This window comes from Cobetia sp. cqz5-12 (assembly GCF_016495405.1).
In the GTDB taxonomy this organism is placed as follows: Bacteria; Pseudomonadota; Gammaproteobacteria; order Pseudomonadales; family Halomonadaceae; genus Cobetia.
The window spans coordinates 2,480,620-2,506,302 of the sequence record NZ_CP044522.1; the positions used below are offsets into that span (position 1 = coordinate 2,480,620).

General features: G+C 61.2%; 20 protein-coding genes. 7 read left to right on the plus strand and 13 right to left on the minus strand.

From position 1 onward, the window contains the following. Nucleotides 1–268 precede the first annotated feature (268 nt). The 6 genes from F8A90_RS10385 to ltnD form a co-directional block, all read right to left on the minus strand. Nucleotides 269–1,645 carry a GntP family permease gene (locus tag F8A90_RS10385; RefSeq protein ID WP_200017018.1) on the minus strand — a complete coding sequence of 459 codons (1,377 nt, stop codon included), beginning with the start codon at nt 1,643–1,645 and terminating at the stop codon, nt 269–271. A gap of 156 nt (nt 1,646–1,801) precedes the next feature. After that, entirely contained in the window at nt 1,802–2,797 is a 996-nt protein-coding gene (gene denD / locus F8A90_RS10390; protein ID WP_200017020.1) for a D-erythronate dehydrogenase, read from the minus strand. 314 nt (nt 2,798–3,111) lie between these two features. Continuing rightward, entirely contained in the window at nt 3,112–3,906 is a 795-nt protein-coding gene (gene otnI / locus F8A90_RS10395; RefSeq protein ID WP_200017029.1) for a 2-oxo-tetronate isomerase, read from the minus strand. A gap of 38 nt (nt 3,907–3,944) precedes the next feature. Then, nucleotides 3,945–4,598, minus strand: coding sequence for a 3-oxo-tetronate 4-phosphate decarboxylase (gene otnC, locus F8A90_RS10400; RefSeq protein WP_200017038.1), 654 nt, complete (start codon nt 4,596–4,598; stop codon nt 3,945–3,947). Continuing rightward, nucleotides 4,595–5,947, minus strand: coding sequence for a 3-oxo-tetronate kinase (otnK, locus tag F8A90_RS10405; RefSeq protein WP_200017040.1), 1,353 nt, complete (start codon nt 5,945–5,947; stop codon nt 4,595–4,597). Before otnK ends, otnC begins: the two co-directional genes overlap by 4 nt. Further along, nucleotides 5,947–6,885: an L-threonate dehydrogenase gene (ltnD, locus tag F8A90_RS10410; protein WP_200017047.1), complete on the minus strand. Its 939-nt coding sequence runs from the start codon at nt 6,883–6,885 to the stop codon at nt 5,947–5,949. Before ltnD ends, otnK begins: the two co-directional genes overlap by 1 nt. A gap of 162 nt (nt 6,886–7,047) precedes the next feature. Between ltnD and F8A90_RS10415 the strand changes: the two genes are divergently transcribed. Further along, nucleotides 7,048–8,085, plus strand: a complete 1,038-nt coding sequence (locus F8A90_RS10415; RefSeq protein WP_200017049.1) for a LacI family DNA-binding transcriptional regulator — start codon at nt 7,048–7,050, stop codon at nt 8,083–8,085. A gap of 23 nt (nt 8,086–8,108) precedes the next feature. Here F8A90_RS10415 and F8A90_RS10420 read toward each other — a convergent pair whose 3' ends face one another. The 7 genes from F8A90_RS10420 to F8A90_RS10450 all read right to left on the minus strand — a co-directional run bounded on the left by F8A90_RS10420 (nt 8,109) and on the right by F8A90_RS10450 (nt 18,847). Next, on the minus strand, nt 8,109–9,824 hold the full coding sequence (locus tag F8A90_RS10420; RefSeq protein WP_200017051.1) for a sodium:solute symporter family transporter: 1,716 nt from the start codon (nt 9,822–9,824) through the stop codon (nt 8,109–8,111). Nucleotides 9,825–9,978: 154 nt separating this feature from the next. After that, nucleotides 9,979–10,671, minus strand: coding sequence for an oligogalacturonate-specific porin KdgM family protein (locus F8A90_RS10425; protein WP_200017053.1), 693 nt, complete (start codon nt 10,669–10,671; stop codon nt 9,979–9,981). 336 nt (nt 10,672–11,007) lie between these two features. Continuing rightward, entirely contained in the window at nt 11,008–12,795 is a 1,788-nt protein-coding gene (locus F8A90_RS10430) for a sodium:solute symporter family transporter (RefSeq protein ID WP_077371173.1), read from the minus strand. A 224-nt stretch (nt 12,796–13,019) separates the two neighbouring features. After that, nucleotides 13,020–15,161: a heparinase II/III domain-containing protein gene (locus tag F8A90_RS10435; RefSeq protein WP_200017060.1), complete on the minus strand. Its 2,142-nt coding sequence runs from the start codon at nt 15,159–15,161 to the stop codon at nt 13,020–13,022. A 105-nt stretch (nt 15,162–15,266) separates the two neighbouring features. Next, on the minus strand, nt 15,267–17,426 hold the full coding sequence (locus F8A90_RS10440; RefSeq protein ID WP_200017067.1) for a heparinase II/III domain-containing protein: 2,160 nt from the start codon (nt 17,424–17,426) through the stop codon (nt 15,267–15,269). 137 nt (nt 17,427–17,563) lie between these two features. Beyond that, complete coding sequence (locus F8A90_RS10445; protein ID WP_200017069.1) at nt 17,564–18,337, minus strand: SDR family NAD(P)-dependent oxidoreductase; 774 nt, start codon at nt 18,335–18,337, stop codon at nt 17,564–17,566. A gap of 165 nt (nt 18,338–18,502) precedes the next feature. Next, entirely contained in the window at nt 18,503–18,847 is a 345-nt protein-coding gene (locus tag F8A90_RS10450; RefSeq protein WP_200017072.1) for a cupin domain-containing protein, read from the minus strand. Nucleotides 18,848–19,174: 327 nt separating this feature from the next. Here F8A90_RS10450 and kdgR point away from each other — a divergent pair, with 327 nt between their 5' ends. From kdgR to F8A90_RS10480, 6 genes are all read left to right on the plus strand, one after another. Next, nucleotides 19,175–19,975: a DNA-binding transcriptional regulator KdgR gene (gene kdgR, locus F8A90_RS10455; protein WP_200017074.1), complete on the plus strand. Its 801-nt coding sequence runs from the start codon at nt 19,175–19,177 to the stop codon at nt 19,973–19,975. A gap of 598 nt (nt 19,976–20,573) precedes the next feature. After that, a complete protein-coding gene (locus F8A90_RS10460) occupies nt 20,574–21,602 on the plus strand; it encodes a polysaccharide lyase family 7 protein (protein WP_200017076.1) in 1,029 nt (342 codons plus the stop codon). Between the two features lie 629 nt (nt 21,603–22,231). Further along, nucleotides 22,232–23,167 carry a 3-keto-5-aminohexanoate cleavage protein gene (locus F8A90_RS10465; protein WP_024952191.1) on the plus strand — a complete coding sequence of 312 codons (936 nt, stop codon included), beginning with the start codon at nt 22,232–22,234 and terminating at the stop codon, nt 23,165–23,167. Beyond that, entirely contained in the window at nt 23,164–24,117 is a 954-nt protein-coding gene (locus tag F8A90_RS10470) for an L-carnitine dehydrogenase (RefSeq protein ID WP_200017079.1), read from the plus strand. Before F8A90_RS10465 ends, F8A90_RS10470 begins: the two co-directional genes overlap by 4 nt. Beyond that, nucleotides 24,117–24,584 carry a thioesterase family protein gene (locus F8A90_RS10475; protein WP_200017080.1) on the plus strand — a complete coding sequence of 156 codons (468 nt, stop codon included), beginning with the start codon at nt 24,117–24,119 and terminating at the stop codon, nt 24,582–24,584. Before F8A90_RS10470 ends, F8A90_RS10475 begins: the two co-directional genes overlap by 1 nt. 100 nt (nt 24,585–24,684) lie before the next feature. Beyond that, nucleotides 24,685–25,608 (plus strand): alpha/beta hydrolase fold domain-containing protein, encoded by a 924-nt coding sequence (locus tag F8A90_RS10480; protein WP_200017082.1) that lies wholly within the window; start codon nt 24,685–24,687, stop codon nt 25,606–25,608. Nucleotides 25,609–25,683: the final 75 nt, after the last annotated feature.

Here is a 25,683-nt window from a genome sequence, read left to right on the forward strand (position 1 = left end):
CCTCTCGAGTTCAGGGGCAAAGCTCAGCATCGCAGGAGTCGTAACACTCAGGTGTTGCTCCAATATTGCCATTCGTGAAGGCATGTCTGATTTCCCTTCAATCGCCCTGCTTTCTTTATCACATGCGCAGATGTTGAAAGCCACGCTGACGGAAATCACAAGCGCCGCAGGTCCGCGTTGACACCTCGCTGATGGACGAATATCCAACGAAAACACCGGGCCTCGATGAGGCCCGGTGTTCGTGTTGCCGCATACTGTCCTGACTGGCTCAACCGACGATGGCGTTGAGCATCAGCAGCGTGATGATGGAAATGGCCCAGGCGAGTGTCGTCGGCAATGTCAGCACCAGCATCTGATGCTTGGTGCTCTTGACGCCGAGCATGCGATTGACGACCCAGAAATAGCTGTCATTGAAGTAGCTGAAGAACATCGCGCCGATACAGGCGGCCTGCGCGGCCAGCACCATGTTGACATCAGGCATGCCCATCAGGATAGGCGCGGAGATCGAGGCCGCGGTGATCATCGATACCGTGCCACTGCCCTGGATGAAGCGCACCAGGGTGGCGATGATGAACGGGATCAACAGCGGCTGCAGGCCCAGTGCCGCGACCTGCATGGCGATGTAATCGCCGCCGCCACTGGCACGCAGTACCGAGCCCAGCGCACCACCGGCACCGGTAACCAGCAGGATGATACCCGCCGTCTCGACGCCCTTTTCCAGATGATCGAACACTTCCTGCTTGGGGGTCTTTGGCATCAGGCCATAGATGGCGACCAGCACGCCGATCCCCACGGCGATTACCGGGTTGCCGATGAAAGCGATGGTGCTGGTGATCGCATTGCTGGTATCGCCCATCACGGCACTGACCAGCGTGTTGAGGAAGATCAGCGCGATGGGCAGGCCGATCGGCATGCAGGACATCAGCAGGGAAGGCAGCTCCGATTCCGGCATCATGCTGTCGGTGTCATGCTTGACGCTACCTTCGAAACCACCCGGCTGGGCCTCCAGCATCGCCTCGATGCGCGGGCCCATGATACGGGCATAGATGACGAGAGCGATCAGCGCAGGGGCGGTGATCACCAGGCCCCAGCCGATCATCAGGCCGATGTCGACACCGAAGATACCGGCCACACCCAGCGGACCCGGGGTCGGTGGCACGCTCGAGTGGGTGATGATCAAGCCAGCCGCCAGCGCGATGCCCAGACCGATCACCGAACGTCCACTGTTGCGCGCCAGTGAACGCACCAGCGGATTGAGGATGACATAGGCCGAATCACAGAAGATCGGAATGGAGACGATATAGCCCGTCAGCGCCATCGCGGCCTCTTCCTTGTTCTTGCCCAGCAGGTTGAGGATGGCGTAGGCCATGCGCTGTCCGGCACCGGTCACCTCCAGCACCCGCCCCATCATCACCCCGAAGCCGATCACGAGACCGATGGTGGAAAGCGTCTTGCCAAAGCCGGTGGTGATGGCACTGATCACCTCATTGGGCGGCATGCCACCGATCAACCCCGCCAGCGAGGCGGCGATGATCAAGGCCAGCAAGGCATGCACGCGGGTTTTCAATACCAGATAGATCATGACGAAGATGGCGATACCCAGGCCGATGATGACCTGTGGCCCCGCGACGGCGGCGTCTGTCATGGGGTGCTACTCCTGTAGTTTGTTATTGTGTGGCGTAGGGTGTCGGCGCTACCGGCTGGCATGACGCCGATCGTTGTTATTGACGTACTGGTGTGACGAGCAGGTCTGGCAAGGGTGTCTGGCGAGCTCGTCCTGGATGAGATACCCGAACGCTGGCTAGGCGATGGCGCTCTCGTCGCGATACGCATTGAGAATCTCGTGCAGGTCGGCATCGCCGAGGAAGCCCAGCGAACGTGCCTTGCGGGTGTCAAAGCGCGCCGGCCAGCTGCCGACGATGGCGGTGATCCGCGGGTCAGGCTCATGCTTGACGAGTGCCAGCGCCTGCTCGCCGGCGATATCCTTGAGCGCCGCGAGCATTGACGCGACGCTGACAGTGATGCCCGGCAGCATGAAGCAGCGCGAGAGGCCAAAATCAGCCGCCGGCACTTCCGCGCCCTTGATCAGGGCCGCGACCACGCGACGCGGCGACATCACGAACATCTCAAGCTCGGTCGGTACCGGGCAGATGGCGGTTTCGCCATTGAGCGGTTCGCGCAGGATGGAAGAGGCGAAGCTCGAGGCTGCCGCGTTGGGACGCCCCGGGCGCACGATGATGGTGGGCAAGCGCAGCACGCAGCCATCCACCAGCCCGCGACGGCTGTAGTCATTGATCAGCAGTTCCGACATCGCCTTCTGGGTACCGTAGGAGTTCTGCGGCACCAGGGCGGTCATGTCGCTCAGTGTCTCGGGGAGATCACCGCCGTAGGCGGCGACCGAACTGGCCATCACCAGTCGAGTGCCATTCAATCCGTGTGCCGCGCAGCCTTCCAGCAGCAGGCGAGTCGCATCGAAATTGACGCGCATGCCGAGTGCCAGGTCCGCCTCGGCCGCCGAGCTGACCACGGCTGCCAGGTGATAGATCACCTGCGGCTCGCCGGCCAGACAGCGATCAAGCACCTCGGCGTCGGCGATGTCGCCGGCGATGATCGCGACATCCAGCGAGGTGGCCGGTTCGGCTGCCAGACATGACGCCGCCTCGGGACGTGGCGCCTCGATCTGATCCAGCAGGGTCAAGCGTGACAATGGCTGGCCGTTCAGGCTGCCCTTGTCGATCAGGGCCTCGGTCAGGCGCTGACCGAGGAATCCGGCGGCGCCGGTAATCATGACGTGCATCGTGTGGACTCCACTTTTGTGTTCTGGCGTAGGTAGGCTTGCCGCATGGGCAGATCACTCAGCAGCAGCCCTCAAGTGGTACAACAACCAGACCAGATGGAATGAGAAAATAGCGCTTAACGCTCTTCAGCAGCAATGACAAGAAGGTATATGCGACTAAAAGAACGTCAGTCACTCAACGCTTTCATCTTTGCTGCATGTTCTGGTCTGAAAGACATACCACCAATTTTTTCTACTGATCCTTGAATGCTCGCCCGGCGCAGTCACCTTCCCCAAAACGCTGGTTTTCGCCGAGCGAGCCCTCTGAATCGGATTCAGGGCGTCAGACCATGCTCGCGCCCCCATCCCAAGCCTGAGCGCGTCTCACCCCGCGGCCGATATTCACAGCCGATCCAGCCGTCATATCCCAGGCTCTCAAGCCGGGCGAACAGCGCCGGATAATGCACCTCCCCCACATCCGGCTCGTGACGGTCCGGCACGCCGGCGATCTGCACATGGCCCATCTGCGCGAACTGCGCCTCCAGATTGCGGATCAGGTCGCCCTCGACGATCTGGCAGTGATAGAGATCGAACTGCACCCTGAGATTGGCGGCGCCGACCTGGGCGAGAATCTCGCGTGCCTGCGCCTGGCCACTCAGATAGAAGCCGGGCATGTCGCGCGGGTTGATCGGTTCGATCAGCAGTGTCTTGCCGACCTTCTCCAGCTCGCTGGCGGCGTAACGCAAGTTGCTGATGTAGGTCTCGGTGCAGCGCGCTCGCATGGCGTCATCTGCCCCTTCTGGTACCAGCCCCGCCATGGCATGCACACGCGGACAGTCGAGCGCTTCGGCATAGCGGATCGCCTCGGCCACCGAGGCCCGGAACTCCTCCTCGCGCCCCGGCAGACAGGTCAGGCCGCGCTCACCGGCCTCCCAATCGCCCGGCGGCAGATTGAACAGCACCTGCGACAGCTGGTGTTCATCGAGCCTTGCGCGCAGTTCTTCCGGGGAATAGGCATAGGGGAAGAGATATTCGACCCCGCGAAAACCGCTGTCGGCCGCAGCCGCGAAGCGATCAAGAAAGTCATGCTCGGTGAACAACATGCTGAGATTGGCGGCCAATCGGGTCATGTCAAATCCTTGGATGTCACAGATGAAGAGGTCATCACTCAGGGGCGGCCGAATCTGGCTTCGAGTTCCGCCACCTGTTCCGGGGTCATCCCACGTGGGTTCTTGCCCTGCAGCAGCAGGAACAGCTTGGCGGTTTCCTCAAGCTCTTCCGTGGCATAGACCGCCGCTTCCAGGGTCTTTCCGGCCACGACGGGGCCATGATTGGCCAGCAGCACGGCACAATGCTTGCCGGCCAGGCCACGCACCGCATCGCCCAGCGCGGGGTCGCCCGGCATGTAGTAAGGCACCAGCGGCAGCTTGCCGACCCGCATCACGTAATAGGCCGTCAGCGGCGGAATGCACTCACACGGATTCACATCCGGCAGGCAGGACACCGCCACCGAGTGGGTCGAATGCAGGTGAACGATGGCACCGGACTGCGGGCGCTCGTCATACATGGCGCGATGCAGGAAGTGCTCCTTGGTCGGGGCATCGCCATCGATCAATACGCCCTGGGCGTCGAGACGCGAGATGCGCGCCGGGTCCAGACGCCCCAGACAGGCATTGGTCGGCGTCATCAACCAGCCGCCATCCTCCAGCCGCTGGCTGATGTTGCCGCTGGAGCCCATGGTCAGGCCGCGGTCGAACAGTGACTTGCCGTAGGTGGCGATCTGCTCGCGCAATACGTTGATGTCATGCCGTGACTGACTCATGCGGTCTCCTCGCGAGGATTCATGGCATCCAGTACATCGAATGCCCGGGTAAAGAAGTCTTCGCCGCCGAAGTTGCCGGACTTGAGGGTCAGCGAGAGCATCGCCTCCGGCTGCGAGGGGCCGGCGGCCGGGTGCGGTGCCTGTGTCCAGGGCACGCCGGGGTCGATCTGACCGCCGATGCGCAGCTCACGGATGTCGAGTGCCGAGACCACCGCGCCGGAGGTTTCCCCCCCCGCCACCAGCAGGCGCCCGACCCCTTCCGCGATCAGCGTGCTGGCCAGACTGGCCAGGGCACACTCGATGAGTTCACCGGCCTGCTTGACGCCCAGTGACGCCTGCGCCGCCTTGACGCTTTCGGGCTCGGCAGAGGCGTAGATCAGAAATGGCCGGGGGTCCGTCGCCGCCAGTTGCTCACGGGCAAAGTCGAGTGCCGCCTCGAAGTGGGCGTCGCTCGCGTTGAGCTTGACGGGGTCCAGCGCGAAGGCGGCATGCTGCTGGGTGAAGTGCGCCACCTGCTTGAGCGTCATGCGCGAGCAACTGCCGGACAGCACCATCGCGGCGCCCTGCGCCGGGGCCAGCACCGCTGCATCATCGATCTGCGCAAGCCAGCCCTTGCGGCGGTACTGGGCAGGCAAGGCCTGCGCGAGGCCAGAGCCACCGGTGACCAGCGCGTGATCCACCAGCGCCTCGGCCAGTACCTCGAGATCACGCTCGTCGAGGCTGTCGCAGACCACATGACGCACTCCTTGCGCCTTCAGCGTGGCAAGTCGCTCACCAGCAGCTTGCGCTCCCTCACTCAGCGTGGCGTGGTTGAGCAGCCCCACACCATGAGGGGTCTGGCGTGACAGCACGCGCACGATGTCGGCATCGGTCATCGGGTTGAGGGGGTGATGCTGCATGCCGCTGTCATTGAGCAGGCGATCACCGACGAACAGGTGCCCCTGGTAGACACTGCGTCCGTTGACCGGGAACGCCGGCACGAAGGCCGTCTGTGTGCTGTCCAACGCCTCCAGCAGCGCATCGGCGACCGGCCCGATATTGCCCTCCGGTGTGGAATCGAACGTCGAGCAGTACTTGAAGAACAGCTGGCGAGCCCCCTGGACCTTCAACCATTCAAGCGCCGCGAGGGATTCACTGATCGCCTGATCCACCGGGCAGCTGCGCGACTTGAGCGCGACCACCACGGCGTCTACCTCAGTCAGGTCCAGCCCGTTCGCGGCACCTTCCTGCAGCGTCTCCTGCGGGACCCCGATCACCTGCACGGTGCGCATGCCGGCACGCACCAGATTGTTGGCAAGATCCGTCGCGCCAGTGAAGTCATCGGCGATTCCGCCCAGTACGATCGGCATCACTGCGCTCCTTCATCGTTGGCGGCCGGCAGGTTGAAGCTGCCGAGACGCTGATAGACCTTGATGACGGCCGAGTCATCCTCGCGCCCGAAGCCTGCACCACTGGCGGCGGTGAACTGCTGCAGGGCACTGCCGGCCACCGGCATGGCAAGCTTCAGCTCGCGCCCGGTGCTGTGCACGATGTTGAGGTCCTTGACGAAGATGTCGACGGCCGACAGCGGCGTGTAATCGCCTTTCAAGATGTGCGGCACGCGATTCTCGAACATCCAGGAATTGCCCGCGGAATGGGTGATGACGTCATACAGGGTGTCGGGGTCGATTCCCATGCTCATGCCCAGCGCCATGGCTTCTGCCGCCGCCGCGATGTGTACGCCGGCGAGATGCTGGTTGACCAGCTTGACGCTCGAGCCCGGGCCGGCGCAGTCGCCCAGCCGATAGACATTGGCTGCCATCGCCGCCAGCACGCGTTCCGCCTTGACGTAAGCCGCGTCACTGCCGGAGGACATCACGGACAGCTCACCACTGCGTGCCTTGACGGCGCCGCCGCTGATCGGGGCGTCGAGCAGCTCCAGCTGCACGCCGTTCAGGCGGGTTTCGAGATCACGCGCGAAGCTCGGCGCCACGGTGGCGCACTGGATCACCAGGCTACCCGGCGCGAGTCGCTCGGCCAGACCGCCCTCTCCCTCGGCCCCGAACAGCACCTGCTCGACCTGGTCGGCATTCACCACGACCAGCACCACCACCTGACACTCGGCCGCCAGTTCCAACGGCGAGGCAACGGCGCGGCCACCCGCCGCTTCGAAGGCCTGACAGGCGGCGGGCGAGATATCACAGCCGATCACGTCCAGGCCTGCTTCCAGCATGGCGCGCGCACTGCCCATTCCCATCGCGCCGAGGCCGACAAGGCCGATCACTGGTGAAGTCGTTGCTGCTGTCATCTCACATCTCCCGCGGAAGCTGTTTCAAGTGATGATCAAGGCGACCTCATGCGGCACACCAATCAACACTCTCCTGAATGTTAGCGCTACCATGTTAGCGCTATCATCATTGATAGATTAGGCTCCAAGCCACGACAAGCGGCAAATGAGAAAACGCGACATATGTCTAATCCACCATCATCTCCTCGCCGCAGCCGCAAGGGCGCCATGCAGCCGACCCTGAATGACGTGGCCCGGGAAGCCGGGGTCTCCTCGATCACCGTCTCGCGCTACTTCAATAGCCCCGACAGCCTACGTCAAGCGACACGCATCAAGGTCGAAGCAGCCATCGAGAAGGTTGGCTACGTGCGCAACCTGATTGCCGGCAGCCTGGCCTCGGCCTCCAGTCGCGTGATTCCGGTCATCGTGCCCTCGTTGTCCAACGTGGTGTTCATCGACGTGATCAAGGGCCTGCAGGAGGAATTCGAGGCACACGGCTATCAGCTGCTGCTGGGCAAGACGGACTACGATCTGGCTCGCGAAACCCAGCTGATCCGTACCTTTCTGGGCTGGTCGGCCGCGGGCCTGGTGGTGACGGGACTGCGCCATGACGAGGCGACGCGCCAGATACTGGAGAACTGGAATCAGCCGATCGTGGAGATCATGGAGCTGGGGGAAGGGTTGGATCTGAACGTGGGGATGGATCATGTCGCCGCCGGACGCGCCATGACCGAGCACCTGCTGGCACGCGGGTATCGCACGATCCACTTCGCCGGTGCCGAACTCGATCGCGACTATCGTGCGGCGATGCGCTACGCCGGGCACCGTGAGGCGCTGGCCGCCGCCGGTATCGAGGAGGCTCCCCTGCTCGACCTGCCCGTGCGTCAGCAGATGACCAGCGGTGCGCAGGCGCTCGAGCGCATCCGCGAGCGCCACCCTGACTGCGACGCCATCCACTTCGCCAACGATGACATGGCCTGTGGCGCGATTCTCGCCGCCGCGCGGCTTGGGGTGCGCATCCCGGAGGAAATCGCCATCGCCGGCTTCAATGGTCTGCCGATCGGAGAGCATGTTACCCCGCGTCTCACCACCATCGTCTCACCGCGGGAGCAGATCGGTCGCATGGCCGCACGCAAGCTGCTGGCACGCATCAACGGTGAACCCGTCGGAGAACTTAGCCACGACCTGGGGTTCACGCTGCGGGTCGGTGATAGCACCTGAATACAGCCTGAGCACACACAAGCTCAGCGCATCACCCACGCCATCAACAGCTGGCCCAGCGCGACACACACGAAGACACTCAGGCCAGCCAGCGTGGAGGAGAAGCTGGCCAGCGCCACGGACAGCAGTGCCGCGACGCACAGCAGACGCGATGGCAGGCTGAACATGCGGCGAGGCTCAAGGGATTCACGGCGGGCAATGACGGGATGCTTGAGGTTGGCGAAGAATTCCGCCAGCCGTCGTGCGCGTGAGAACGGGCGTCTTGGCGCGTACAGATAACGGGCGAGGAACAGGAAGCCGACGACAGTGACGATCTGGATGGCCAGCGATATCGCCAGCTTGATGTCGACCAGCTGGGATTCCGGGAAGCCCGCTATCCACGGCATACGCTGCAGTGTCGCCATGTCGAGCCAGAGATAGCTGCCAAGCGTGACCGACACTCCGACCAGTACACTGCCCCACCCCGCCCAGTCAGGCGCCCCCGTCCTGAAGAGCACCATCAGTGCGGGAAGTGCCAGTGGCATCTGCAGCAGCACCCCGAACATGATCATGATGTCGAACAGGCTGACCAGTTCAATGCGACTCAGGACAATGACGAACAGGACGACGATGACGCCCTGCACGACACCGAACATCCGCCCCAGGCTCACCAGTCGCGTCGCCATGCCGGAGGTCTGCTCGAGCAGTGGCATCACGAGTCGCATCATCACGCCGGCATCACGATTGAAGGCCGTGGTGATGGGCGCGATGGTGACCGCCAGCATGGCGGAAATCACCAGCCCCAGCACGCCGGACGGCAGGTAGTGAATGATGAAATGCACATAGGCCACGTTGGCCGCATCGTTGCCGAGCGCGGGATAACGTGCCGCCAGGTCGATGCCAGCCGTGCCCAGCAACCAGGGGGGCAGAAACCAGGTGATGGGGCCGATGACGAACAGGATCGAGGCGAGCCCTGCCGCCTTGCGTGCTTCGCTGTCATCCGCCGTGGTCAGAAAGCGATAACTGGAAGTGGCGTTGTTGATGCTGATGCATTGCTTGACCAGCATGGCCAGCGACCAGATTCCCATGATGAGCAGACTGTTGTGAGAACTGCCGACCCAGAAGTCCTTGTTCGGCTCCGGAAAGCTCAGCGTGCCGGTCCATAGCAGCGCGAGACAGAAGCCCCCGATGACCAGGGTGAGAATCGCCAGCTGCATCATCTGGATGAAGTTGTTGGCCGAGACGATCCACACGCCGCCCACCAGCGTGATGGCGATGATGAGACTGCCGATGAGCACGGCAATGCCGACCACCGGGAAGCCGAAGACCGCGCTCAGGAAAAGCGAGACGCCATAGAGACCGATCGAGGCGGTCATCAGCGTCAGGAAGATCTGACTGATGACATACACGAGTTGTGTCGTCTTGCCGTAGCGCAACTCGAGAATGTCGGAATAGGTGCTGACTCTCAGCCGGCGGAAACGCGGCGCGAAATACAGCGCCGCCAGCAGAAAGCCCAGCGCATTGCCCCAGAAGATCACCAGCACGGCAAAGCCATCCTCGTAGGCCTTCTGGGCGGCCCCGGTGAAGGTCCAGGCGGAGAACTGCGTCATGAACGCCGTACTCCCCGCCATCCACCAGGGCACGTTGCCACTCCCCCGGATGAAGCTGTCCGGGGTCTGGCTGCGACGACGATAGACCAGGATCGTCAGCACGATCAGGATGATGGAGAAGAACAGTGCGACTTTATCCAGCTGTGTCATGTGGCTCCCTGCCGATCATTCCCGTGCCAACGCACATTCCTGCACTCTCGAACCCGAGTATTCAAAGGCTCGAGAGTGCCCTTCCTCGTCATGATGCGTGATACTGACGCCGGACGCGCAAGACTTGCGCGCTCATCTGTCTAGCACTTCATGATCAGTAATAATATTTCAAGCCGACACGCGTCTTGAGCTGACGCGTATCGGAGCTGGAGCTGGAACTGACATCCGCCAACTCCATATATGGGAACCATGATCCCATGCGCCGCCCGGCACTGAGGATATAGTCGTAGTTCTCGCGAGTATTGTTGTAGATATCCTTGTCTTCATTACGATAATAATTGGCCTCTAGCCAATATTTATTCTTGCCATGATTGTAGGACATGGTGAAAGTAATCTTGTTCTGTTCATAATCATCATTGAAGTCTTCACTGTAGTTGGCATATTCACGACGGTAGCGCAGCGCCGTGGTCAGCGGGATGCTGCTGGCCTTGTAGCCGATGCGTAGCTGAGGCTTGATCGTGTACTTGCCGTCCCCGAAGGCAATGGGCATGCCTGGTTGGATATACCAGTTCTTGTCCAGCTTGAACTTGAAGCCCCAATCAATCTCGCTGTCGCCGCGCTGAAGATTTCCCATCGCGGGTTGCGAACCATCATCGCGCTTTTCCGAGGCAAACTTGGATTCCAGCCCATAATAGAAGTTGTCGATGGAATCGCTCACCTTGACTCGGGTGGCATGTTGCTTGGCGTGATGCTTGTATTCATGACGTATATCCAGTGTCACGGCCTGGGCGCTGGTAGTGAATACCAGTGCGGCAAGCGAAAGGGAGATCTTGTTGTAGTGTTTCATGGCGTACCTCATTGTTTTTATGGGGAGTCAGTCAATTGACTTGCAGGCAACCTGCGTCCTGTCGCGTGCCCGGCATTGGCTAGCGCGTGGGTTGCCTTGTGTTGGCATCGGCGTACTGGATCGATCCAGACGCCAGATGCAGGCCGCAGAATCCCCTGCCGATGGCGCAAAGGCGCATCGACTCTCCTGCTGATGTGGTCATTGGCGTTGACCGGGTCAGGAGTGGGGATTCGGGTTCGGGGTATCAGAGGGTCACGGAGCGAGTGGCGCGCACGAATGGCGAGCCAAGTGAGCGACGAGGCACAAGGTGCCAGCGCCGCTCACCATCACGCCGCGTCAGCGCGTACTGCCATCGCTGACCAGGCGCTCTTCCCTGGAATGTGACGTCTTGTCGATGGAGGTCACCAGCAGCAGACCGATCGCCACGATGATGCCGCCACACAGTACGAAGACCATGCGTCCCCAGAAGGGATTGGGGACCAGGAACATCAGCATCACGCCCAGGCCGGCAACCAGGATCAGATAGCCGAGAATGTTGCGCTGGCGGTTGTCGACGCTGCGATGTTCCTCGTCATCGCTGATGACGGGCGTGTCACGGTTGGTGAAGAAGGTCGCGACTTCCGCTTCGCGCTCGGCGGAAAGACCGCGATAGAACAGCGTGGTCAGCACGAAGAAGCCTGCCGTGATCACGGTGTGCGCCATGATGCCGACCGCCACCTTCATGTCACTCCATTCACGCGAGGTCAGGTCCGCGTCGAGACCGAAGGTGTTGACGATGAAGTCCGGCGTCATCAAGAAGCCGACCACATAGGACACCAGACCACCGACCACCAGCGTCGCCCAGGCCGCCCAATCAGGCGTCTTGCGGATGAAGAAGCCGAGCAGGCCGGGGATGGTCATCGGCAGACCGATCAGAGCACCGACATACATCATGGCGTCGAACAGGCTCAGGCCCTTCAGTGAGTTGATGAACAGGGCAAACCCGATGATCGCCAGGCCGAAGACGGTGGAGGACAGGCGCGACATCAGCAGCAGTTCACCTTCAGACGCCTTGGGACGCAGCACGACCTCATAGAAGTTCTTCACGAAGATCCCGGAATTGCGATTCAGACCGGAGTCCATCGAGGACATGGTCGCGGCAAACATTGCCGCCACCAGCAGCCCCAGCATCCCGGCAGGCATGTAGAGGCTGACGAAGCTCATGTAGGCAAAGTCAGCCGCCTTGGCACCTGCCTCGGGATACATCGCGAACAGATCCACCCCTTCACTGGCCATGAACCAGCTGGGCATGAACCAGATGAACGGACCCATGGTCATCAGTACGCAGGCCAACAGGCCCGCCTTGCGCGCATTCTTCGAATCCTTGGCCGCCAGGTAGCGATAGGAGTTGAGCAGGTTGTTGGTAATGCTGAATTGCTTGATGAAGATGAAGAACCCCCATAGCGCGAACAGCGACAGGTAGTTCATGTCTCCCCCGATCAGGAAGTTCACCGGGAAGTCTTCCACGACATGGCTCGGGCCGCCGGCGTGGATCACGGCCACGATGGCACAGGTGATGGTGACGGCCATGATGATGACCATCTGCATGTAATCGGACGCGATGACCGCCCAGGAACCGCCGGTCACCGACATCACCAGCACGACCAGACCGGTCACGATGATGGTGGTTTCCATGTCATAGCCGAACAGGCCGGAGGTCACGATGGCCAGACCATTGAGCCAGATGCCCGCATTGATGATGCTGGTGGGCATGGAGGACCAGGTGAAGACCTGCTCGTTGACGGCCCCGAAGCGCTGCCGGATCGCCTGGATCACGGTGATGACCCGCAGCTGTCGGAAGCGTGGTGCGAAATACAGATAGTTCATCAGATAGCCGAAGGCATTGGCCATGAAGATGATCGCCACGGCAAAACCATCGTTGTAGGCCTTGCCTGCCGCACCGGTGAAGGTCCAGGCACTGAACTGGGTCATGAAGGAGGTCGCACCGACCATCCACCACAGCATCTTGCCGCCACCGCGGAAGTAATCACTGGTGCTTGAGGTAAAGGTTCTGAACAGCCAGCCTATGGCGATCAGAAAGAGGAAATAGATGCCGATGACGGCAGTATCCAGATCTAGGTTCATGGCAATGCACTCTTGTCTTTATCTGTCTTGTCATTGTTGTTGCGCACCCGGCAGTGCACGTTTCCCCGCCGCCTTTCCCTGACCACGGGGGCCGCTGTCTCATCTGTCGCTGGCAGCGCCTTCTATCACCGGGAGAGATCCCGGCCGTTGTTTGGATCGGTCCAATTCACATCCTGACTCGACTCATGGACGACGCCATCCAGACCTCAGACACTGACGGCGGGTCAGGCGTTGTGTGACACCCGCGCCGTGTCTGGAAGATCAATGAGCGTGACATCCTGCTCGATTCGCAGGGGGCGCTCCCCGGCCTCAAGCGTCAGGCTTTCCCCTTGCCGGGCTGGCTCGGCCAGCACCACCAGCAGTCGTCCGGTTGCAAAGGTCAACTCGAGAATCGTCAGGCCATCCACACTCGGCAGCACACAGAAATTGATCACCTGCGGACGCGCCCCACCACACTGCTCCAGAGCTTCATCGAAATGCCCGTGACTCTCGAACAGGGAATAGAAGGTCTGCGAGGTGGCGGTCAGGCGCGTCATCACCTTGGCGTCTGGCCGCAGGTTGTGATCGGGGTCATTGGCACCGACACGCAGCTGGAAGGCTTCAGCAGGTGCCTGGGTGATCTGATGCCAGCTATGGAAACTGTCACCCTCAAGCCAGGTCATGCTGTGTCCGGTGGCGGGCCGGCACTGCCCCTGCTTCCAGAGGTGCTGATAGCCGTGGCGATCCCCCATCACTTCCAGGGCATCCAGCGCGGTGAATTCACTTCCCCACCAGCGCACGACATGGCCACCATGATGGAAGGTGTAGTCATAGACGTGCGGCTGCTCCGAGGTCAGCGTGAAGATATCCAGCAGAATCGGCGTCTCGGTATGGCGGCTTTCCACCAGCAGCACCTCACGCTGCATGGCCACGCCGTCATGCGCGTTGTCACATCGGGCACGCGCACCAGCCGCGCAACCAGACAGCAATGAGATCTCGCCATGTCGCTCGTCCGCCAGCGCGTGGTTCGCCGCGTGCTGCGACTGCATGTCCACCACGACCAGGTTGTGGGCGACACTCTGCTTGGCATAACCCTCGTTTTCCTTGAGGTAGCGTCCACCGAACTTGGTCTCCACATTGACCCAGCGTGCGAAGCCATATTCCTTGAGCACTTCCTTGCCGCGCGAGAAGAAACTCAGTCCCAGCTCATCGAAGTGGCCATGCCCCATGCCGTGCTGACCGGCCGTCAGCACAACGTGCTGTGCCGCAAGTCCCTTCCCACGCTTGAGGTGCGCATGCCCGCCAGACTGGCCATCCGGGCCATCGCGGAAGAGCTGGCTGGTCGCTTCCACCTGCGTGTCGACATCCTGCACCGCGTTCAGCAGCGCCAGTCCATTGGCATGGATCCAGCAGCCCTGCTGCTGACGCGCCAGGGCCAGCAGCTCCCGGGGCGCCTCATAACGTGCCGCCAGCAGCGACATGGCGCAGCGCGCGCCCTCATCATCGAGATCCATGCTGCGTGAGGCGTCATTGAGTGCCGGAAAGCGTCCGTCCGGATACGCCGTGGACAGCAGCACGTGCAGCGATTTCTCGATGCGTCCGTCGGCATGTGTCAGCACCTTGCGTTCAGGGTGGTGACGCTCGATCGCCTCCGCGAACAGACACAGCGGATGGATGGCGAAGCGATGGTAATAGGGGCCCTCGACGTAATAGCCCTGCGGGGAGAACAGCAGCGCGATCTGGGCGAGAAAGCCACCGGTCTCGCCGCTGCCATCCAGGCCATCGATGGAGATCGCCAGATGCTCAGTACTCTCGATCACCATCGCGCAGATCCCGACTGCCGCCACGGCCCACAGGCCGTGATTGTGAATGCGGTCGAAATCGTGGCGGTAGGTCTCGGTGAACATCTCGAGCATCGGCTGGAAAAGCCCATCCAGCAGCGACTGATACCGCGCCTCGCTCAGGGACGGCTTGAGCAACGCCAGCCCCAGCGAGGCATGCAGCAGCCAGATATGCTCATTGAGAATCTGATGGAACAGCCTGCCGGGCGGATTGGTATTGCGCGCGACCTGATACGGCATGTCGCGGTAGCAGGCCGCGTAGCCCGCCAGCAGCTCCTCGGCGTGCGCCAGGGCCTGCGCGTTGTCACTGAGCCGCCCCCACAGAGCCGCCCCCTCGATCACGCGGGCATTCTCCTTGTGGGTATTGTGCTCGAAGCTACCCGCCTCGCCCTGCCCGGGAATCACGATACCGCGCGCCATGCTGGCCGCCACTCTGGCCTCCAGCGCGGCGAGGCTGCGCCCCATCGCATTGTCCTGTCCCTGCTGCCTGCGAATCCCGTCAAGCTCCTCACGGGTCCAGAGCAGGTAATCACCTTGTGCCGACATAGATAGAATTCTCACTGAATGAAGCGTTCACTGATCCTGCCTGTTGCCTGGCCCCTGCCTCGCAGCGACCGACACTGATGGCCTCACGAGGCAGGTGGCGGTGCATCACAGCAAGGCGCACTCGCCTTGCCATTCGAGACGCTCGCCTGCCACGCTCACCGCATGCTGCTGGCCGGGCGTCAGCGCGACGGCGAGACGGTGTCGAGTGCCATCGCGCAGCTCGAGCGCCAGCACACAGGCCTCATCACACTCCTGAAGCAGCTGAAGCTTGAGGACACGGGGACGCGCCTCACTGGCGATCTCACGCGCTTCCTCAAAGACACCGTGTGTCTCGATGACACAGGCCACCGTCTGCGAAGAGGCCTGAGAGCGCAGCATCAGATAGGGCTCATCGCGCAGATTGCGCTCGGGGTCATTCGCCCCGATGACGCCCTGGACCAGCGTGGCAGGCGCGGTGCACACCATGTGCGCGGTGACGAAGTGGTTCTCCTGCAACCAGGTGACTGCCTGCGAGACGCCCGCCGCCTGCTCCGCGCCGGACGCCATCTTCCACAGATGCTGGTAACCATTGGCTGCACCCAATGCCGTGGGTGAGGCCTGCTGCTCGAGCGCCGGCTCTGCCATCATCAGTTGCCCCTGATAATGCAAGGGGTAGTCATAGCGATGCGTGCCATCACTTCGTGCCTGCATCAGGTCCACGACCAGCGGCTCGGCCATCTCCGGCAGCGAGACCAGCAGCAGGCTGCGGGTGAGCACCACGCCCGGCACGTATTCCCGAAGCCGCGCCCGAACCATCTGCAGACGCGGATCAGTCGTGTCAAAGGCGTCGAGTTCCCCGTGATATTCACAGGCGCGCGCGGTGTCCAGTCCATGGTGTGAGGTTTCATCCACGACCAGGGTGTTGTGCGCCACGCTCTGCTTCGCGTAGGAACGGTTCTCCGGCGTGTAGCGGCCACCGAATTTCGGTTCGATATTGACCCAGCGACTGAAGCCATAGTCGGTCAGGACTTCGTGCTGGCCGTTGTGATAACCGAAGTGCAGGCCATCGAAGTGACCATGGTCGAGCGCCGAGTGCAGCGTGGGATCACTGCCATGCTGGCCGAAGGCCAGATACACCATGGTTTCCGCACCGCTCGCCGAAGGCGCACGCAGGATGGCCAGACCGCCCGCATTGCCCTCGCGACCATCGGAAATGAATTGACTGGCGCGTGGGCCGGGGGCCCGTGACGCCGTCTCGGCGAATTCCGCCAGCGACAGACTGCCACCACACAGCGGCAGGCGTTCGACCTTGTCGCGGATCAGACCCGCCACTGCCGGATTGAGTCGCGTGTCGTCGTAATGCTTGAGCAGCGTGGCGGCGCCCAGCATCGCGCCCTCATCGATCAGCCCCATGGTTCTTGAGCTGTCATTGAGCGCCAGGAAACGGCCATCGGGGAACGCGACCTCCTGCAGACACAGGATCGCCTTGCGAATGATCTGATCACGATGATCATGGATGTCCGGCCGCACGCCACTGTTCACCAATGCCTCGGCGAAGAGCACCATCGGCCTGAGGGCGAAGCGGTGGTAATAGGGGCCTTCCAGGTAATAGCCGTCCGGCGAGAACAGCTGGTCGAGCTGGGCGAGAAAGCCGCCGCTGACGCCATCGCGGGCATTGCCGAGCAATGACTGCTCCACCAGCGCCTCGTCTCCCAGTACCAGCCCGGCAATCCCCGCCGCCGCCACGGACCAGATGCCATGGTTGTGCACCACATCGAAATCGTGAGCGTTCTGCACCACCAGCAGGTCGATCATCGGACGCAACAGATGCGCTTCGATCTGCTCACGCTCCGCCTCAGGCAATTCGGAGCGGATATTGCCGTAGGCATCCGCGGCGTACAGCAGCCACATCCCCTCGTTCAGACACTGGTGAAACAGCTTGCCCGGCGGATTGCTGTCCCTGGAGACGTGGGCGGGCAGCGCTTCATAGATCTCGGCATATCCCAGCAACAGGCCACGCACGAATTCGAGATAGCGCTCATCATGTGTCACCAGCCACAGCTGAGAGGCCAGATTGACGTGCTGATAGTTGAGCTTGTGGCGTGCATGCTCTTCTCCGCCCGCCTCACCCTGCCCGGGAATGCACAGAGGTGCCGAGAGCACCGACGCCAGGCTCGTCTCGGCTTGTGCCAGCCGGCGTGCCAGCAGTCCGCTCCTGTCCTGCGATTGATGGGCCTGGCGCAGCGCCGTCAGTGCTGCGCGATCCAATAGCAATGTCTGTTCCATGGCGTGGCCACTCGTGATGATGGTTGGCGTGTCGTCTCGATGCCCGACAGCACGTCGGGCGTCCCTGGTTGGCACAGTCTCGTCCGGCCCCGCGACGCCAGAGGACGCAGAGATTGCCTGAGCACGTATTGACGAACTCACGGACACATCTGTCCACCATTGACGTCGATCACCTGGCCGGTGACATAACCACTGGCCGCATGCGAGGCGAGATAGAGGTAGGTCGGCGCCATTTCCTGGCACTCGCCGAAGCGCCCCATGGCGATGCTGCCGGCGATGGTCTGCTTGAGCGCATCGCTCTTGTCGGCATGGAAGGCCGTATCGATGGTGCCCGGCGCCACGGTATTGAAGCGGATGCTGTCCTTGGTGAATTCCTTGACCCAGTTGCGATGCAGGTTGTGCACCATCGCCTTGCTGCCACCGTAGAGGCAGGCGCCCAGGCCACCACCTTCACGCCCCGCGATCGACCCGGTCGTGATCACGCTGCTGCTCTGTCCGGACTGGCGGGCCGAGGCGCGCAGCGGCTCAATCGCGAAGCGCGTCACCATCACCACCGAGCGAATGTTGAGGTCGATGACATTGTCGAAGAAGTCATCGTCAATGCTCTCGAGCCCCTGGCGCCCGCCAAGACCGCCGGCATTGTTGACCAGCACGTCCAGCCCGCCCATGGCCTCGACGGCCTGCTTCACCAGCGCCTCGCACTGAGCCGTCTCGCGTACGTCCGCCTGCAGATAGAACACGCGTCCCGGCTCGGAAAGTTCGTTCAGCAATGACTCGGCCTGAGACGGGCTCCGACTACCGTGCAACACGACCTTGGCGCCTGCCGCCAGGAAGGCTCGCGCCACCTCAAGCCCGATGCCTGCAGTGGAACCGGTCACCAATACACGTCTGTCCTTGAGATCTTCAAACATCACGACACTCCTGAAATTGTGGAATGAAATCGGGGGTATGGTGGGCATCGGTGGCCCCGGCACAACGGCCATCACCCATCAATAAATAAAGTCTTATTTAGATAAATCGCATCATTTAGGGCGCCAGAGTGCCGACCCGGGCCAGAGCCCGAGAGCGGCGTAACGTCACGGTGTCAGCATGTCATCGCGGCGCGGAGAGAAGAGATCGATCACCACACTCTCAGACTCCAGCGCCACGGCGCCATGCAGGGTGTGATGCGGTGCGACGAAGGCATCGCCCGGCCCGAGCCGGCGCTTCTCGCCGTCAAGCTCGATCTCGAATGCGCCCTGCACGACGTAGCCGATCTGGTCATGAATCTCGTGCTGATGGGGCGTGCCGACGGCACCGAGGTCGAACTTGACGCATACGGCCATCAGGTCCGGGGTGTGGGCGACGATCTTGCGCTGGATGCCCGGCTCGACATCCTGCCAATCATGCTCATCGTCGATGAAGAAACTGCTTGCGTTCATCGCTGTTGCTCCCTGCTGGCTGGTTGTCCCATCCTTGGACGCTCCCCCTGACCTGACTGTCACGCCATTTCGGGGAGACACCGTCGATTGAGACATCAATCTGAAATGGTGTTTTGAAAACCTAGCAGGGGATTTTTATTTTTGAAACAGCATTTCATTCCCTTTTAGACTTTTAGACCGTTCCACAATGATGGGCCGTCGTCATCTCCGGGAGCAGCCCCGGAGCCAGAATGGACGACAGGCGTTGTGGCTGCGGGGGCCGAGGGTGTAAAAGCGATGGCAGGTGTTCTAAAATCGAGTTTCAATAAATTCAGAATAAGGGATCTCATGTCTTCAGAAACCCGGGCTTCCGAAGCCAAGGTCGACAACGTCACCGCGGTGATGAAGGTGATGGCCGTGCTGGAGGGGCTGGACATCGACCATGAATCCAGCCTTGCCGAGCTGTCCCAGCGAGCCATGATGTCGAAAAGCACCGCATATCGGTTTCTTCAGACACTCAGGAATCTTGGTTATGTCGCCCAGGATGGCGAGAGCGAGAAATATCGCCTGACCATGAAAGCCTTTGTGCTGGGTAGCTCTGCGCTGGGGAACATGGACCTGATCAAGATGGCGGACCCCGACATGGCCGCCCTGTCACAATTGACCCGGGAAGCGGTTCACCTCGGCACTCTGGATGCCAGCACCGGGGAAATCGTCTATGTCCACAAATACAATTCGCACTTCAACCTGTGCATGAATACCCGCATCGGCGACCGTTGCCCCGCGCATACCACCGCCATGGGCAAGGCGCTGATGTCGCGCATGACCGAAGCCCAGCTTGAGCACCTTCTGACGCTGCAACCACTGGCGCCGCGTACCGAGCGCACGCTGACCTCGCGTCAGGCGCTGGATGAACAGCTTGCCCAGGCACGTGATAGCGGCCTGGCGGAAGATCTCGAGGAAATGGACGCCGGAGTGTGCTGTTTCGCGACCCCGATTCTCGATCATACCGGCAAGGCCATTGCAGCCCTGAGCATGTCGATCCCCACCATTCGCTACCACCAGGACATTACCCTGACGTACAAGGACAACCTGTGTGAAGCTGGGCGAAATATCTCACGCCAACTGGGCTGGAAGGAAACGGATTGAGACACGCATCACCCCTGAATGACGACAGGTAGCGCTTCGCTATCCGACACGCAGCGTGCAAGTCATTGCTCGCCAATCGTCTGACATCCATGGAGGGATGTCACAGCGTGAAAGAGTCTCCATTGCCATACCGTTGTCGGCATGCCAGCACTCCATGCCAGCAATTCGTATCGACACCCAGTGCCACCCCTTCTCCATTCTCTTCAGGCAACTGCTCACTCTCTTCTTGCGTGAGGCGGTCAAGCCTTGTCTTCATTCAGCGTCCACCATGGCGAAACCACCATGCATGACCAATGTATGATATGGAAATTCAAGAAAATGCATTGATATGATTTTTTCCTTATCAATCATTGAGATGCCAACAGCGATACCTTTCCTCTCTCATGACTGAAAGCACGATCCTACCTCTCAGATCACCACATAACCCTCTGTAAAATATTGGAAATCCACTTTTCAAAACGCTATTTCATTTCAGACAACAATCGTCTTGACAGTCATGATCAACTGGCTCTAGCCTTCGACTGCCATCTTGGCACTCACCCCATAAGCATAAAAAAGGCTTGAGACCATGTGTAATACTCGGGTACGCCACCCCTTGGTGACAGCATTTCTCCTTGCTGCCAGTGCAGGTATCATTTCATCGCCAAGTACTGCCAATGACACTCCCCCCGGAGAGACATTCGATCTCAGCACCTGGAAGCTGACACTGCCGATGGACGCCGACGGCAATGGCAAGGTGGATGAAATCAAGGTGTCAGACCTTCAGAGCTATCGTCACTCTGACTATTTCTATCTCGATGACGACAACAACATGGTATTCGTGACACCCAACAGTGCCTTCACGACCCCGAATTCCAGCAATGCCCGCACGGAACTGCGCCAGATGCTACGCGGTACCGACACCAGCATCGGTACCCATGACCCGAAGAACAACTTCGCACTCGCCTCGCATGGAAAGGCCGATGAATTCGCGCAGATTGGCGGTTATCTAGAGGCCACGTTGCGCGTGGAACATGTTGCGGAACGCTCGAAGAAACCAGACAGGAAGTCAGCCTATTCGGTGGTCATCGGCCAGATACATGCTGGCAAGGACCAGGCATTGATGGAGGCGAATGAGGGCTTTGGGCATGGCAACGAGCCACTCAAGATCTTCTACAAGAAGCTGCCGGATCAGGACACTGGCTCGGTGTTCTGGAACTACGAGAAGAATCTCGCCAAGGAAGATCCCAAACGCACGGATGTCAGCTATGCGGTATGGGGCAACGACTGGAGCAGCAACGCTGATCCCGGCAAGGAAGGCATTTCGCTGGGCGAGACCTTCAGCTACAAGGTCGAGGTCAAGGGCGACATCATGCATCTGACCTTCAATTCGCAAGGCCATCCGACACGCAATTTCGAGATCAATCTTGCCGACAATGTCGATGCCAACGGCAAGGAGGATACAGATGACCTTCCGGCGGGCTACGCCGGTGACTGGATGTACTTCAAGGCGGGTTCCTACAACCAGTGCAATACCAAGTCCAGTTCCAATGCCTGTGAAGGCACGGGCGTATGGGAAACCGACAAGGCCAATGGCGACTACGCCAAGGTGGTCTTCTCTGAGCTGAAAAGCGGCAAGATCCAGTGACGAAAGATTTAACTGATCAGACGCAGTAGAGTTGAGACGCCCAAGGAATGAGACCCGCGTGAGAACACGAGTCTCGCTAGGGGTTGCCACTCATTCTCTTGAGCCAAGGCCATGTCTCTTCAGCCAGAGGCATGTCGCCCTCTTCCCCCTGGTTTGTCAGAAGCCTTACCTCTGGCAATCCAGGGGGAGTTGCGTTGCCGATGACCAGGGCACACGACACTGTCCATTTCCCCCTGGCTTGTCTCTCCTTCCTGCCGTTCTCTTCTCACTCCACCTTTCTTCTCTCTCATCTCTTCTCGCTCTCATCCCTACAGTCTTCTTCATCTCGACCCTCTCCTCCTCGACGCAATGAGCGTATCGCTACCCTTGCCCTACCCTACCTATCGGAGAAAGGCGTCGAGGAGCCTGCGAGGGGTGTCAGTGATCGCCCTCAAACTGCTGCGAGCGACAGGTTGACGTAAAACGCAAAGTATCTGGCGCGTTCTGATCATCTCGCTGCCCCCAACTTCACGACACTGTGTTCAACAAAGGCGCAGAGGCGATGCGACCGGGGCGTGCAAGTTGACGTCTGGGTGACATGGCCGCTGCGACTTACCGCAGACAAGTGTCCTGACACGTGAGGCCCGACGATGAATCGCAAGACTATCCTGACATGCGCCATCACTGGCGCGGGTGATACCGCCAGCAAGAACCCGAATGTTCCGGTGACGCCGAAGCAGATCGCCGATGACTGCATCGCGGCCGCCAAGGCCGGTGCCAGCGTGGCCCACATTCACGTGCGTGACCCGGAGACTGGCGGCATCAGCCACTCTACCGAACACTTCCGTGAAGTCATGGACCGTGTGCGTTCAGCCGATACCGACATCGTCATGAACATCACCGCAGGTGGCGGCGGCGACTGGATTCCGGACGTCAACGACCCGACCCGTGGCGGCCCGGGCACTGACATCCAGACCCCGGCCGAGCGTCACGCGCCGATCCAGGAACTGCTGCCGGAACTGTGCACCCTGGACTGCGGTAGCCTGAACTTCGGCGACATGGTCTACATCAACACCGCTGACTGGCTGCGCGAGCACGCTCGTCTGGTGCAGGCGGCTGGCGTCAAGCCGGAGCTCGAGTGTTTCGATCTGGGCCACGTCTGGTTCGCCCGTCAGCTGCAGCAGGAAGGCCTGCTCGACGACGACCTGCTGTTCCAGCTGTGCCTGGGCATTCCGTGGGGCGCAGAAGCCGACACCGAAACCATGCTGACCATGAAGAACAAGCTGCCGACCAACTCCAACTGGGCAGCCTTCGGTATCGGTCGCATGCAGATGCCGATGGTCGCACAGGCCGTGCTGCTGGGCGGTCACGCTCGCGTCGGTCTCGAAGACAACCTCTATCTGTCCAAGGGCGTGATGGCGACCAATGCGCAGCTGGTCGAGAAGTCCTCTGGCATCATCGAGAACTTGGGCTCCAGCGTGATGACGCCGGCCGAGACTCGCGCCTTCCTCAAGCTGCGTGATCCGTCCACCGGCAAGACCGCCGGCGACGTGGCAGCCCTCGAAACCGCTGGAGGTGTCGCATGAGCCAGTTATCTGTCGTAGGAACCGGTGTCATCGGCAACGGCTGGATCTCCCGTGCACTCGCCAATGGCTGGGACGTGGTCGCCTTTGATCCGGCCCCGGACGCCGAAGCCCGCACACGCGCCTTCGTCGAGAACGCCTGGCATGCGCTGGAGAAGGATGGCCTGGCAGAAGGTGCTTCCGTCGAGCGGCTGCGCTTTGCCGCGACCCTCGAGGAAGCTGTCGTTGGTGCTGATCTGATCCAGGAAAACGTGCCAGAGCGTCTGCCGCTCAAGCAGGAAATCCTCAGCGCCATCGATGCCGCGGCTGAAGAGCACGTCGTGATCGGCTCTTCCACCTCCGGCTTCAAGCCGACCGATCTGCAGCAGAACTGCAAGAAGGCGCCGGGTCGCGTCATCGTCGCGCACCCGTTCAACCCGGTCTATCTGCTGCCGCTGGTCGAACTGGTGGGCGGCGAGCACACCTCTCCGGCACTGCTGGAAGGTGCCCGTGACGACTATCAAGCACTGGCCATGCGTCCGCTGATCGTGCGTCGCGAGATCGAAGGTCACATCGCGGACCGCCTGATGGAAGCGCTCTGGCGTGAAGCCCTGCACCTGGTCAACGATGGCGTCGCCACCACCGAAGAGATCGACGCGGCTGTCGTCTATGGCTGTGGTCTGCGCTGGTCACTGATGGGCACCTTCCTGACCTTCCACCTCGCCGGCGGCGAGCCGGGCATGCGTCACATGCTCGAACAGTTCGGCCCGGCCCTGAAACTGCCGTGGACCAAACTCGAAGCGCCGGAGCTGACCGACGAGCTGATCGACAAGGTCGTGGAAGGCTGCGAATACCAGGCGGCAGGTCGCCCGGTTGCCGAGCTGGATCGTCGTCGCGATGACTTCCTGGTCGAGCTCTTGAGCCTGACCCGCAAGTACTGGCCGGAAGCCGAAGGCCTTGAGGGACGTATCTGATGGACCTGCTCGAGATCACGGTGCCGCATGAGTGGGTCGACTACAACGGCCACATGAACGATGCCGAATACGCGCGCGCCTTTTCGATGGCCGTCGAAGCGCTGATGGAGCACGTGGGCCTGGATGCCGACGGTCGTCGCGAACACGACCTGACCATCTACACCCTGGAGACGCATCTGTGCTATCTGGCGGAAGCGCACGAAGGCCAGACACTCAAGGTCAAGGTGCTGCTGCTGGACCATGACGCCAAGCGTCAACACGTGCTGTTCACTCTGACCGATGCCGACGGCGGCGAGATTGCCACCAGCGAGCAGATGTTGATGGCGATGAGCATCAGTGGCGGTCGTCCGACGCCCTGCCCGGAATCGGTAGCGGAGCGCATCGCCGCCCTGCCCCAACCGGCTGGAGAGGATGACTGGCCCAAGGCGGCCGGCCGCCGTATCGGGATCCGTCGCAAGACGGCCTGACACGGGCGCACCGATATTGCCAAGGGATAGACCGACACCCCGTCAGTTGCTGGCGGGGTGTTATCGTATGCATGACCTTTTCTTTTTCAGGCTGAATATCATGACAACAGAGACGCTTTCCCCGCTGCGCTGCCATGACTTCATCGAGGCGTTCTCGCAAGGCATGGCGGAACTCGAAGGGCTGTCGGTCGCCGAGAGTCGCCCCTTCTGCGAAGCGCTCTACGCGCGACTGGCCGCACCACTCGCAGATGGCGTCACGACAAGCGACGAGACACTGCATTCCGATGATGGCCACGTCATTGCTTTACGACGTTTCCGTCCGACGCTTGATGAGCCGCGCAAGGACGGCTGTGTCGTCTACTTGCATGGTGGCAGCTGGCAGATAGGCTCACTGGATAGCCATCAAGGGGTAGCCTCGAGCCTGGCAGCACTGCTCAATCGGGAAGTGATCAGCGTGGATTACCGGCTGCTGCCGGAAGCCTCCTACCAACAGGCGCTGATGGACTGTGATGTTGCCGTGCGCAAGCTGGCGCCTGTCGCGATAGTCGGTGATAGCGCCGGGGGGCGTCTGGTGATGGATGTCTCACGCCTGCATCACGAGACACGCTCTCCCCATGTGCTCGGCCTCATCTACCCGCCACTCGACCCGATCATGCAAATCACCACGGATGATCTGACCACGCTCGGGCCGACGGCGCCATTGCTCAGCCGTGAAGAAATCGTCGGCATGTGGCAGCTGGTGGCCCAGGGCGATCCCTCACGCAGCTACCTCATGACGCCGCCTCACTCTCGTCAGGCACCGGCGCAGGTCATCGAAGTGCTCTCGGTCGAACATGACCCTCTGACGGCACCGCTGGAGACGGCTGTCGCCACCTGGAAAGCCCAGGGGGCGGAAGTCGGCTATCACTGCGCCACGGGCATGGTCCACGCCGCCCTGCACGCTCATCATGAATTGCCTGAGATGGGCATCGCCTGGCAGGCCTTCTGTCACGCTCTCGATCGGCGCCTGTGTGCTCTGGACTAGCGCGCAGCCCCTCACGCACGCAAACGCCCAGCCACGAGAGTCGTGACTGGGCGTTTGCGTAGCTGGTGACAGATA